Annotated in this window: 10 protein-coding genes; 3 read left to right on the forward strand and 7 right to left on the reverse strand. The window is 65.3% G+C overall.

Annotation, left to right across the window (positions count from 1 at the left end):
* Positions 1-5: 5 nt before the first annotated feature.
* The gene (locus EJ068_RS03860) at positions 6-893 is read right to left on the reverse strand and encodes a dienelactone hydrolase family protein (RefSeq protein ID WP_129554477.1); all 888 of its coding nucleotides are present in this window, start codon (positions 891-893) and stop codon (positions 6-8) included.
* Between EJ068_RS03860 and EJ068_RS03865 the strand changes: the two genes are divergently transcribed.
* Positions 892-1,230 (forward strand): hypothetical protein, encoded by a 339-nt coding sequence (locus EJ068_RS03865; protein ID WP_127252663.1) that lies wholly within the window; start codon positions 892-894, stop codon positions 1,228-1,230. The two genes, EJ068_RS03860 and EJ068_RS03865, sit on opposite strands and share 2 nt — an antisense overlap.
* Positions 1,227-1,661, forward strand: coding sequence for a hypothetical protein (locus EJ068_RS03870; RefSeq protein ID WP_127252662.1), 435 nt, complete (start codon positions 1,227-1,229; stop codon positions 1,659-1,661). The genes EJ068_RS03865 and EJ068_RS03870 overlap by 4 nt, the downstream gene beginning before the upstream one ends.
* A 16-nt stretch (positions 1,662-1,677) precedes the next feature.
* Here EJ068_RS03870 and EJ068_RS03875 read toward each other — a convergent pair whose 3' ends face one another.
* Entirely contained in the window at positions 1,678-3,990 is a 2,313-nt protein-coding gene (locus EJ068_RS03875) for a glucose/quinate/shikimate family membrane-bound PQQ-dependent dehydrogenase (RefSeq protein WP_129554478.1), read from the reverse strand.
* A 237-nt stretch (positions 3,991-4,227) separates the two neighbouring features.
* Here EJ068_RS03875 and EJ068_RS03880 point away from each other — a divergent pair, with 237 nt between their 5' ends.
* Entirely contained in the window at positions 4,228-6,867 is a 2,640-nt protein-coding gene (locus EJ068_RS03880) for a UvrD-helicase domain-containing protein (RefSeq protein ID WP_127252660.1), read from the forward strand.
* Between the two features lie 6 nt (positions 6,868-6,873).
* Here the strand turns inward: EJ068_RS03880 and EJ068_RS03885 are convergent, their stop codons facing one another.
* The 5 genes from EJ068_RS03885 to EJ068_RS03905 all read right to left on the reverse strand — a co-directional run bounded on the left by EJ068_RS03885 (position 6,874) and on the right by EJ068_RS03905 (position 11,825).
* Positions 6,874-7,920: an ABC transporter permease gene (locus EJ068_RS03885; RefSeq protein ID WP_127252659.1), complete on the reverse strand. Its 1,047-nt coding sequence runs from the start codon at positions 7,918-7,920 to the stop codon at positions 6,874-6,876.
* Positions 7,920-8,708 carry an ATP-binding cassette domain-containing protein gene (locus tag EJ068_RS03890; protein WP_126082029.1) on the reverse strand — a complete coding sequence of 263 codons (789 nt, stop codon included), beginning with the start codon at positions 8,706-8,708 and terminating at the stop codon, positions 7,920-7,922. Before EJ068_RS03890 ends, EJ068_RS03885 begins: the two co-directional genes overlap by 1 nt.
* Before the next feature lie 87 nt (positions 8,709-8,795).
* Positions 8,796-9,803: a substrate-binding domain-containing protein gene (locus tag EJ068_RS03895; RefSeq protein WP_126060124.1), complete on the reverse strand. Its 1,008-nt coding sequence runs from the start codon at positions 9,801-9,803 to the stop codon at positions 8,796-8,798.
* A gap of 82 nt (positions 9,804-9,885) precedes the next feature.
* A complete protein-coding gene (locus tag EJ068_RS03900) occupies positions 9,886-10,794 on the reverse strand; it encodes a sugar phosphate isomerase/epimerase (protein WP_127253780.1) in 909 nt (302 codons plus the stop codon).
* Entirely contained in the window at positions 10,794-11,825 is a 1,032-nt protein-coding gene (locus EJ068_RS03905; RefSeq protein ID WP_127253779.1) for a Gfo/Idh/MocA family oxidoreductase, read from the reverse strand. The genes EJ068_RS03900 and EJ068_RS03905 overlap by 1 nt, the downstream gene beginning before the upstream one ends.
* Positions 11,826-11,870: the final 45 nt, after the last annotated feature.

Genomic DNA, 11,870 nt, shown 5'->3' on the forward strand with positions numbered 1-11,870 from the left:
TTTGACTAGGCGAGCTTCTCTTTGAGAAACGCCACCGTCCGGCCCCAGGCGAGATCGGCGGCTTTCTTATCATAGCGCGCGGCCGAGGTGTCGTTGTTGAAGGCGTGGTTGGCGCCTTCATAGACATAGACCTTGTATTCGACATGCGCGGCATCGAGCTCTTTCTTGTAGGCGTCGATGCCGGCATTGGTACGGCTATCGAGACCGGCATAGTGAAGGAGCAGCGGCGCCTTGATCTTCGCGGCATCCTCCGCCTTGGGCTGCATGCCGTAATAAGCGACGCCGGCGCTGAGATCGGGCGCATGGACGGCAAGCTGGTTCACCGCGCCGCCGCCCCAGCAGAAGCCGACCGCACCGACCTTGCCGTTGCCGTCCTTGAGGCTCTTGAGGTAGGCAACCGTCGCCACGCCGTCGGCCGCGACCTGGGCGGGGTCGAGCTTGGTGAACATGTCGCGCGCCTTATCCTCGTCGGAAGGCGTGCCGCCTAGCGGCGACAGGAAGTCCGGCGCGAGCGCCACGAACCCTTCCAGAGCCACACGCCGGGCGACATCGCGGATATGCGGGTTGAGCCCTCTGTTCTCATGGATAAGGATGACGGTGCCGAGCTTGCCCGACTGATCGGCCGGCTTGACCAGATAGGCTTTCATCTCGCCGCTCGAGCCCGGATAGGTGATCTCCTCGCCCTTAACGCGGCTGTCGTCCTCGGCGACGATCGCCGCCTTGGCGGAATTGGCAGCGAGCATCGGCGCGATCGCCGCTGCCGCGGCGCCCGAGCCCGCCAGCCTCGTCAGCTGCTCCATGAAGCGGCGCCGGTCGAGCGTCAGATGCGTGTATTCGTCATAGGCGTCGATCATCGCCTGAGTGATGACGGGCTTGGCAACGGGTTCTGTCATGGCTGTCCTCGACGAAGTGCATGTCGCCCAAAATGCGCAGCGGTTTTGGGACAACGACATGCATCAAGCAACAACCCAAAGCGCGACACGGGAATCCATTTTCGACATGGCGCGCTTCAGGCGGGTGATCCGCAAGATAGGGTCGAGAGCTGCAGGGTCCAGTCACGCCGGGGTGACGATCCTGCGAGGGATTCCTGGCGGAGCGGTGCGCCGGGGAGCCAGCCTGATTCATCACATTTTGGTCATTTCCGAAAGGCTTGATGGTGCTGTCACATTGGGACGAGAAATTGCCGGAGCCGCCTTGCCGATACGAATGACGAAAAGGGGAATGCCATGAATGTCCAGGACATCATCAACACCGTTTCCTCGAAAGCCGGCCTCGACGAGCCCACCACCGAGAAGGTCGTCGGCACCATCTTTTCGGTGCTCGAGCACGAGGCGGAAGGCACCAGCGTTTCGTCTTTCTTCGCCCAGATCCCTGGCGCCGACGCGCTGGCCCAGAAATATGACGTGATGGCCGCCGGCGCGGCCAATTCGGGCGGCGGCCTCCTGTCGTCGCTGCAAGGGGCGCTTGGCGGCGTGCTCGGCGAGAAGGCCGGCGCGCTGATCAACGGCATCGCGGCGCTTAAAGCGTCCGGCCTCGACATGGCGCAGATCCAGCAGGCGGGCGAGACCTTAATCAAGCAGGCCGAAGCCGCCGCCGGCCCCGATCTCACCAACCAGGTGCTGGACCAGGTACCCAGCCTGCGGGGCCATCTCGGGCTTTGAAGCCCGACGCGTCCCCTCACTTGGGCAGCGTGTAGGCCATCACATAGTCACCCGGCTTGGTGCCGACCGAGCCGTGGCCGCCGGCGACGATGACGACGAACTGGCGGCCGTCGGCCACCGTGTAGGTCATCGGCGTCGCCTGCCCGCCCGCCGGAAGCCGCGCCTGCCAGAGTTGCCTGCCGGTGGTGAGGTCGTAGGCGCGCAGATAGTCGTCGACCGCAGCGCCCAGGAAGGCGACGCCGCCGGCCGTGATCATCGGCCCGCCGATGCCTGGAACGCCGACCTTGAGTGGCAGCGGCAGCGGCGTCATGTCGTAGACGGTGCCGTTGCGATGCTTGTAGGCGATGTTTCCCGTCTTCAGGTCGACGCCGGCGACATAGCCCCAGGGCGGCGCCTGGCAGGGGATGCCGAGCGGCGACAGGAACGGCCCCATCACCACCGCGTAAGGCGCGCCCTCGTTGCGGTTCAGCCCCTGCTCGCTGCCCTTGGTGTCGCCTGGCGGCGGCACGTCCGCGCGCGGGATGAGCTTGGACGTGAACGCCAGGTAGGTCGGCATGCCGAACATCACCTGCCGCACCGGATCGACCGCGACACCGCCCCAGTTGAAGACGCCGAAATTGCCGGGATAGATCAGCGAACCCTGCAGCGAGGGCGGCGTGTAGCGGCCTTCGTAACGCAGCTTCTTCAACTCGATACGGCAGGCCAGTTGATCGAACAGGGTGATGCCCCACATGTCGGCGCCGGTCAGCGGCTTCTGATTGAAGGAAAGGTCGGACGCCGGCTGTGTCGGCGAGGCATGATCGCCCTCGATCGCGCCGCCGGGCGCCGGCACTTCCTTCACCGGAATGATCGGCTCGCCCGTGCGCCGGTCGAGCACATAGAGGTCGCCCTGCTTGGTCGGCCCGACCAGCGCCGGCACGACGCCGTTCGCCGTCGTGATGTCGACCAGCGACGGCTGCGCCGGCACGTCCATGTCCCACAGATCGTGATGCACGGTCTGCCGCACCCAGCGCAATTGCCCGGTGTTGAGGTCGAGCGCGGTGATCGATGACGAGAATTTCTCGACATTGGCGCTGCGGCCCATGCCGAGCTGGTCCGGCGTCTGGTTGCCGAGCGGCACGTAAAGCAGCCCGAGCTTCTCGTCGGCGCTCGCGGTCGACCACATGTTGGGCGAGTTGTGGGTATAGGTCTGTCCGGCGGGCAGCGGCGTCGTCACATCCGGATTGCCGGAATCCCAGTTCCACAGCAGCGCGCCGGTCTCGACGTCGAAGGCGCGGATGACGCCCGACGGCTCCTCGGTCGAGTAATTGTCGTTGACCGCGCCGCCGACGATGATCTTGCCAGCGACGATCAGCGGCGCCGACGTCGAATAGTAATAGCCCGATTTCGGATAGGGCATGTTGGCCATCAGGTTCAGCGTGCCGCCCTCGGCGAAGGACGGGCACACCTGCCCGTTCGCCGCGTCGAGCGCGATCAGCCTGGCATCGGAGGTCGGCAGGTAGACGCGCTGCGCGCAGGGCTGGCCGGCGGCGATCTTGGCATCGGCATAATAGGACACGCCGCGGCAGGTCTGGTGCTGGCGGTTGTTGTCGAGCTTGATCTTGGGATCGTAGCGCCACTTTTCCTTGCCGCTCGCGGCATCGATGGCGATGGCGAAGTTGTGCGGCGTGCAGATGAAGAGCGCGTCGCCGACCTTCAGCGGCGTCACCTGATAGGTTGTTTCGCCGATATCGTCGGGGCCCTTCACGTCGCCGGTGCGATAGGTCCAGGCCGGCTGCAACTTGGCGACATTGTCGGGCGTGATCTGGTCGAGCGGCGAATAGCGCTGGCCGAACGGCGTGCGGCCGTAGAAATGCCACTCGCCGGCCGGCATGTCGCCGCCGAGATTGGCCGCCGCCGCCACCTTTTCGGTGCCGAGCGTGCCGGCGATGTCGTGCGGATCGGCGGTCATCGAATAACCGGCGACCGCCAACGAAGCGAGCACCGCCAGGATCAGCGGCGCGCGTCCGTCGGGACCGCGCAAGCCGCGCCTTGCCCATGGCGTCAGAAGCCACAGGGCGATGAGCACGATGACGCCGCCGCGCGGACCGAGCTGCCACCAGTCGAAGCCGATTTCCCACACCGCCCAGCACAAAGTGGCGAGCACGAACAGCGCGTAGAGCCAGAGCGAGGTCGACCTGCGCCTGAACAGCAGCCAGGCCGTGATCAGGAACACCAGGCCGGCGATCAGGTAGTACCAACTGCCGCCCAGCGCGACGAGCCAGATGCCGCCGCCGCCGAGAATGAGACCGATGAGGAAGAGGACGAGGGAGGTGATGGTGACAGCCAAGACGGTGCTCCTTCGACTGTTGCGCGCATCAAGCAATTCCAGGAAAAGCGTGAAGCGTCTTTCCGTCCGGAACTGCGTCAAACAAGATAGAGCAGCTTGCGGGGTGCGACAGGCCCCGCCCTGCTGGCAGCTTTCCCCTCACCCGCTCCGGCTGTCAAGTTGGTCCGGGACACGCGAAACTAGAACAAAACGTAGACAGTTCTGGTCTTTCGCTCCCGAATCACTACATTCGGGGCGATGTCGGGCTTTTCCGAAGACATGCCTTTTTTCGATGAACCGAATGCGCGGCCGGCTGCGGCCCCGTCCGGCATAGCCGCGCGCGCCATGGCGGCGCGCAGCGGGCAGAACAGCGCGCCCGATTATCTGAAGGGCCTGAACCCGGAGCAGCGGCTCGCCGTCGAGACGACCGAAGGCTCGGTCCTGGTGCTGGCCGGCGCCGGCACCGGCAAGACGCGCGTGCTCACCACCCGCATCGCCCACATCCTCGCCACAGGCAGGGCCTTCCCGTCGCAGATCCTCGCCGTCACCTTCACCAACAAGGCGGCGCGCGAGATGAAGCAGCGCATCGGCCACCTGATCGGCGAAGGCAATGTCGAGGGCATGCCCTGGCTCGGCACCTTCCATTCTATCGGCGTCAAGCTGTTGCGTCGTCATGCCGAGTTGGCCGGGCTGAAGTCGGATTTCACCATCCTCGACAACGACGACGTGGTGCGGCTGATCAAGCAGCTGATCCAGGCCGAAGGGCTGGACGACAAGCGCTGGCCGGCCAAGACCTTCGCCCAGATGCTCGACAACTGGAAGAACAAGGGCCTCGGCCCCGAAGAGATTCCGGAAGGTGATGCTCGCAGCTTCGGCAACGGCAAGGGCCGCCAGCTCTACAAGGCCTATCAGGAACGGCTGCAGACGCTGAACTCCTGCGACTTCGGCGACCTGCTCTACCACCCGATCCGCATCTTCCGCGCCTATCCGGACGTGCTGAAGGAATACCACCGCAAGTTCAAATACATACTGGTCGACGAGTACCAGGACACCAACACCGCGCAGTACATGTGGCTGCGGCTCTTGGCGCAGCGCCCCAATGTCGGGCGCAGCCCGTCGGCCGAAGGCCGCAAGCCCGACCGGGCGTCGGCCGGTCAGGCCGCCCCCGCGGAGGCCAGCGAGCGAAGCGAGCGCGCGGCCGTGAGCGAAAACAAAGTCAACATTTGCTGCGTCGGCGACGACGACCAGTCGATCTATGGCTGGCGCGGCGCCGACGTCGACAACATCCTGCGCTTCGACAAGGATTTCCCGGGCGCCATCATCATCCGGCTGGAGCGCAATTATCGCTCCACCGCGCATATCCTGGGCGCCGCTTCCCACCTCATCGCCCACAATGAGGGCCGTTTCGGCAAGACGCTGTTCACCGATCGCAATGACCCCGAGGACGACAAGGTGCATGTCCATGCCGCCTGGGACTCGGAGGAAGAGGCCAGGGCCATCGGCGACGCCATCGAGGCCTATCAGCGGCAGAAGCACAATCTGAATGACATGGCGATTCTCGTCCGCGCGTCCTTCCAGATGCGCGCCTTCGAAGACCGCTTCATCACGCTGGGCTTGAACTACCGCGTCATCGGCGGCCCGCGTTTCTACGAGCGCCTGGAAATCCGCGACGCGCTGGCCTTCTTCCGCGTCGTCGCCAACAGCGGCGACGACCTTGCCTTCGAGCGCATTGTCAACGTGCCGAAGCGTGGGCTCGGCGAGGCCACCATCCGCCAGATCCACGACACCGCGCGCGCCATGCGCGTGCCGATGCTGGAGGCGGCGGCGACGCTCGCCGAAAGCGACGAGCTGAAGCCCAAGCCGCGCGCGGCGCTGCGCGAGGTCGCGGCCAATTTCGAGCGCTGGCAGAAAGCGCTGGAAACGAAGCCGCACACCGAGCTTGCCGAGACCATTTTGGAAGAGAGCGGCTACACCGACATGTGGAAGAACGACCGTTCCGCGGACGCGCCGGGGCGGCTGGAGAACCTGAAGGAGCTGATCCGCTCCATGGAGGAGTATGAATCGCTTCGCTCCTTCCTCGAGCATGTCGCGCTTGTCATGGACGCCGAGCAGAATGCCGAGCAGGATGCGGTGTCGATCATGACGCTGCACTCCGCCAAGGGCCTGGAATTCGAGACCGTTTTCCTGCCCGGCTGGGAGGAAGGCCTGTTCCCCCACCAGCGCGCGCTGGATGAAGGCGGCCGCTCCGGCCTGGAGGAAGAGCGCCGCCTTGCCTATGTCGGACTGACGCGGGCGAAGAAGAACCTGCATATCTGGTTCGTCTCCAACCGTCAGATCCACGGTCTATGGCAATCGACCATCCCGTCGCGCTTCGTCGACGAGCTGCCGGAAACCCATATCGACATCGCCGAGGGCGGCAATTCCTATGGCGGCTACGGCAATCCCTATGGCGGCGGCGCTTTTGCGTCGGGACGCGGTGGCGGCCGGCAGAACCCGTACGGCGCCTCGCGCTTCGACAATGTCGGGGCGAAGGACCAGGGCAGCTTTTCCAACACCTATGCCACGCCCGGCTGGCAGCGCGCCCAGGCCAACCGTACGGAGGCGACCGACCGCAACTGGGGCACCCGCTCCGGCCACCAGGTCGAGCGCATCGGATATGGCGAGACCGACTCAGGCTACGGCGCCGGCCGCACCTCTGTGAAGGGCCGCACCATCGAGGGCGAGCTGGTCGCCAAATCCGTCGCCGACACGCCGTCCGCCTTCAATGTCGGCGACCGCGTCTTCCACCAGAAATTCGGCAACGGCAACATAGCGGCCATCGAAGGCAACAAGCTCACCATCGACTTCGACAAGGCCGGGCAAAAGCGCGTCCTGGACGGGTTCGTCGCGCCGGTGTGACCGCCCTCACCTGTACCTTGCCTGGTTCCACTTGTGGCCGAGCAGCGACAGGATGATGATCAGTCCGTTGAAGAACTGGACGTAGAAGCCGCTGAGGCCCGCCGCCACAACGCCGGTCTGGATGAACGACACGGTGACCGCGCCGGTCGCGCCGCCGACCACCGTGCCGATGCCGCCCCAGGTCGGCGTGCCGCCGACGAACACCGAGGCGAGTACAGGCAAGAGATAGCCGTCGCCCGCCGTCGGCCACCAGGTGAAGTTGATCATCACCGAGAAGGTGCCGGCGATCGCCGCGCCTATGCCGGTGAAGACGAACACCTTCACCCGCACGAGCTTGACGTCGATGCCCATCTGCTTGGCGCTGTCGGGATTGTCGCCGACCACCTTGACCTGCGCGCCGAAGCGGTGCCGGTTGAAGAGCAGCGCCGAGAACACGACGAAGGCGATCGCCCAGAAGATCTGCACCGGGATGCCCCAGATCTGGCTGGAGAAGATCTTGTAGGCCGTGCTGTCGGCCAGATTGGTCAGCGCTGTCGACTTGCCCTCATTGATGATCTGGATCAGGCCGCGCAGCAGGAAATTCATGCCGAGCGTGGCGATCAACGACGACAGCCCGCCATAGACGACCAGCGAGCCGACCAGGAAGCCGAGCAGCGTGCCGGTGACCAGAGCCGCCGCAATGCCGAGGAACGGATCGTAGCCGGCCTGCACCACCAGCGCGAAGACCCAGGAGGCGAAACCCATCGTTGCCGGGAACGACAGGTCGATCTCGCCGCAGGTGACGACGAAGACCAGCGGCACCACCACGAACAGCGCCACCGGAAGCGTCGTCAGCACCGAGCTGTAGAGATACCAGGTGGTGAACACGGTCGGGTTGGCGATCATGAACACCGCCATCATGACGATGAACACCGCGAGCGTGCCGAGCGAAGCGCGGTTGTCGAGCACTAAGCCGCGCAGCCAGTGGTTCGACGGATGGCTCCATTCCTTGGCAGCCTGGCCGCTTGTTCTCCTGAGAGGCGTTTGCAGATCGGGTTCCATGGCCTTGCTCATCACGCTCTCTGCTCCGCGCCCTCGTGCAGCCCCGGCAGGCCGCCGGGATGCGCCACATCTTCCATGAAGTTGATTAGGTCGTCGGCCGACTTGACCTCGCTGCGGTCGGCCGTCAGCGCCACCTTGCCGCGGTCGAGCACGACGAAGCGGTCGGCGATGTCGAAGACATGGTGGATGTTGTGGCCGATGAACAGGATCGAGCGGCCGCTCGCCCGCACCTGGCGCACGAAGTGGAAGACCTTGGCGGTTTCGGTCAGCGACAGCGCCGTCGTCGGCTCGTCGAGGATGATCAGCTCCGCCTGCTTGTAGATGGCGCGAGCGATCGCCACGCCCTGCCGCTCGCCGCCCGAAAGCTGGCCGACGATCGACTGCGGCGTGAACACTTTCGAGGTGAAGCCGATCTCGCGCATTAGCCGGCTCGCCTCCGCGACCTCCTTGTTGACCTTCAGCCAGCCCATGAAGCCGGTGAGCTCGCGGCCCATGAAGATGTTGCGCACGATGGTCTGCTGCACGGCCAGAGCCCGGTCCTGGAACACGGTCTCGATGCCGGCGTCGCGCGAACGTGCCGCGCTCCATCCGCTGACCGGTTTGCCACGCACCAGGATTTCGCCGCTGGTCGGCCTGACCACGCCGGACAGGATCTTGATCAGCGTCGATTTGCCGGCGCCGTTGTCGCCGATCAGGCCGACCACTTCGCCGCGATCGACGCTGAGGTTGACGCCGCCCAAGGCATAGACCTGGCCGTAGGATTTCTTGATGTCGCGCAGTTCGATGATGCGTTCGCTCATGCGATCCTCGCTTGAATTGTGTGTTATGCCTGCCTCGTCCGCAGGCGGTCCCGCCGGCCGGGTTGGGTCCGGCCGGCGGCCTGGGGGTCAGCGCAGCGCCTGCTTGGCGAGCTCTGAGACGATCTCGTAGTTCTGCGGCGTCACGAAGCCGGCGCCGGTGTCGACGTTCATGGGGGCAAGACCGAGCACCACCTGCTGGCAGAGACTGAGGATCGGCAGATAGCCTTGCATGAACGGCTGCTGGTCGGCCGTCAGCTGCACCCAGCCGCCCTTGAAGGCCTCGACGATCTGCGGGCTGGTGTCGAAGCCGAAATTGAAGATGTCGCCGGGCTTCCTGCCCGCCGCCTGCATGTAGGTGGCGACATTGCCGAGCATCTGCCCGCCGGGATAGCCGACCGCCTTGACGCCGGGATTGTTGAGCAGCGCCGCAGTGATCGGCGGGATCGCGAGATTGGGATCGGCTGCCCATTCGGTTTGCGAATTGATCTGAACGACATCGACGCCGGCCTCCTTCAGCGCGGCGACCGTTCCACGCTCGCGCGCGCCACGGCTCTCGTTCTCGAACGGGCCGATCATGATCGCCTTGTCGCCGGCCTTCAGCCCGGCCAGCTTGAACGCCTCGGCGCCGAGCGCGCGCCCCTGCTGCTCCTGCTGCGCGCCGACATAGCCGCCGCCGAACGCAGCCACCACCGTCGGCACCGGAACGTTCTGGTACATCATCTTGATGCCGTCCTTATGCGCCTGTTCGGCCAGCGGCATGATCGCCGCGTCGCCCGGATGGCCCATCATGGCGATGCCCTGCGGCTTGACGGCGACCGCCTCGCGCAATTGCTGCACCATCTTTTCGACGTCCCAGCCGGAAAAGATGTAGTCGACCTTCGGCCCGAGATCGGCCGCCGCCTGCTTGGCGCCATTATAGACGATGGTGCCGAAGGCGTCGCCCTCGGCGCCGCCGACGAAGAAGCGGATGTGGACGTCCTTGCACCATTGGGCGTCAAGCGCCTTTGCCGGCAGAGTGGAGATCGAGGCGCAGAGCGCCGTGGCGGCCGCCACGACGGTCGAGCGCAGAACAGTCCTTCTGGTCGTGATGCTCATGCACGTTCCTCCCTTTTGGTCCCTCGCGATGGAGGGTTTCGACAATGATTTGGATCGGCCGGCTCCTCCCGCGGGCCGGCGCTCAAACCGGATTGGGCAGGTAGCTGTTCCCTCCCCGGCATTGCTTCAGATAATCGAGAGCGCGCGCCTGGCCGGTGATCTCCAGATCGCCGCGATAGACCGGGTCGTGCCAGCCTTCGATGTCGATGGCGCCCTTGTAGCCGGCCAGCCGCAATTCGCTGATCACCTGCGTCCAGTCGCTGTCGCCGAAGCCCGGCGTGCGCATCTGCACGAAAGGCAGGCGGCCGAACACGCCATGCTCGCGGATCACGTCCCAGCGCACCGTCGCGTCCTTGCCATGGACATGGAAGATGCGCGGCGCCCATTTGCGGATCTGCGGGATCGGATCGATCAGGTAGACGAGCTGGTGGCAGGGCTCCCATTCCAGCCCAAGATTGTCGTTTGGCAATTCGTTGAACATCAGCTCCCAGGCGTCCGGGTTGTGGGCGATGTTCCAGTCGCCGCTTGCCCAATTGCCGTCCATGGCGCAGTTCTCGAAGGCGATGCGCACGCCCTTGTCGGCGGCGCGTTTGGCCAGCGGCCCCCAGACCTCGCGGAAGCGCGGCAGGCTGTCGGTGAGCTTCTTGCCGCGGAGGCGGCCGGTGAAGCCGCAGACCATCGAAGTGCCGAACAGATGCACGTTGTCGATGACGGTCTCCCAGGCCTGGAGCACGCCCTGATCGACCTCGCCGCTTTCGAGCGGATTGCCGAACACACCGAGGGACGACACGGTGACGTCCGCATCACCGATCGCGTCACGGATTTCGCCCGCTAGGCGCTTCAGGTCCTTGCCGCCCAGCGTCTGCCAGAAGAAGGGCTGGATGCTCTCGAAGCCGAGCGGCAGGATCTGCTTCACGTAGGCGGCGGGATCGTCGAGATTGGCCCGCACCATGGTGCCGATCCTGATATCGAGAAGCGGGTTCGGCATCATCATCCTTCCTGGGTCGGGATCGCCACGCGCCGTCCGGTCTCCGCGCTTTCGATCGCGCCGAAGACCATGGCGAGGCTTTTGATGTTGTCGGCGCCGCGGGTCTCCGGCTCGGTGCCGGTTTCGATCGCGCGCATGAAATCCTGGATGATGCCGAGATGTCCGCCCACCCGATCAGCCGGGTCGAGCGCCGGCACCTCGATTGAATGCGTCTTGTCGATGATACCGTCGCGGCCCGACGCAACCACCTCCGCCATCAGCCCGTCATGGCCGTCCCACAACAGGCTGCCGCGCTCGGCAACGATGCGCCAGCTGCCTTCCCAGCTGGTGCGGAAACCGTCGGCGCACCAGGAGCCGGCATAGGTGAAGACCTTGCCGCCGCCGAGGTCGAAGACGGCGCTGGCCGACGAGCCCTGCCGGTACCAGGAACTGGCCGGCTCCCATTCCTGGCAATAGACGCTGGCCGGCTCGCCGGCGACCATGTAACGCGCGGCGTCGAAGGTGTGGATCGCCATGTCGAGCAGCAGCACATGGGCCATCTCCTCGCGAAAGCCGCCGAAATGCGGCGCGATGAAGAAATCGGCATGGATGCTGGTCGGCTTGCCGATGGCGCCGGAATCGAGGAAACGCCTGATCCGCCTGACATTGGCGACATAGCGCCGATTCTGCACGACCGCATGGATGCGGCCTGCGCGGCGCGCCGCATCGATAATGGCCCGCGCATTTTCCGGGCTGTCAGCCAGCGGCTTTTCGGTCAGCAGGTGGCAATGATGGGCAAAGGAAGAAAGCGCAACCTCGCGACGTGCCGCCGGAACCACGACATCGAACACGGCGTCGGGTTTCGTCTCGTCGAGGACGGCGTCGACGCTGGTGCCGATGACGGCGTTGCTGAGATCGTATTCGCGCGCCCTCGCCTGCGCCCGCTCGGCATCGAGGTCGACAAGGCCGGCAATGGCGAGCCCGTCGATCTGCCTTGCGGCATCGAGCCACTGCCTGCTCATGGCTCCGCACCCGACCAGGACGACCTTCATCATCCAACGCTCCTCCTCGCTCGGCCCCTCCAGTCCGAGTGTCACGGC

Source organism: Mesorhizobium sp. M2A.F.Ca.ET.043.02.1.1, from assembly GCF_003952405.1.
Lineage (GTDB): Bacteria > Pseudomonadota > Alphaproteobacteria > Rhizobiales > Rhizobiaceae > Mesorhizobium.

Excerpts from the sequence above, each read along its gene's own strand:
- EJ068_RS03870 (WP_127252662.1), top strand. The coding sequence starts at position 1,227 with ATGAATGTCCAGGACATCATCAACACCGTTTCCTCGAAAGCCGGCCTC.
- EJ068_RS03895 (WP_126060124.1), bottom strand. The coding sequence starts at position 9,803 with ATGAGCATCACGACCAGAAGGACTGTTCTGCGCTCGACCGTCGTGGCG.
- EJ068_RS03885 (WP_127252659.1), bottom strand. The coding sequence starts at position 7,920 with ATGAGCAAGGCCATGGAACCCGATCTGCAAACGCCTCTCAGGAGAACA.
- EJ068_RS03890 (WP_126082029.1), bottom strand. The coding sequence starts at position 8,708 with ATGAGCGAACGCATCATCGAACTGCGCGACATCAAGAAATCCTACGGC.
- EJ068_RS03880 (WP_127252660.1), top strand. The coding sequence starts at position 4,228 with ATGTCGGGCTTTTCCGAAGACATGCCTTTTTTCGATGAACCGAATGCG.
- EJ068_RS03905 (WP_127253779.1), bottom strand. The coding sequence starts at position 11,825 with ATGATGAAGGTCGTCCTGGTCGGGTGCGGAGCCATGAGCAGGCAGTGG.
- EJ068_RS03865 (WP_127252663.1), top strand. The coding sequence starts at position 892 with ATGGCTGTCCTCGACGAAGTGCATGTCGCCCAAAATGCGCAGCGGTTT.
- EJ068_RS03900 (WP_127253780.1), bottom strand. The coding sequence starts at position 10,794 with ATGATGCCGAACCCGCTTCTCGATATCAGGATCGGCACCATGGTGCGG.
- EJ068_RS03860 (WP_129554477.1), bottom strand. The coding sequence starts at position 893 with ATGACAGAACCCGTTGCCAAGCCCGTCATCACTCAGGCGATGATCGAC.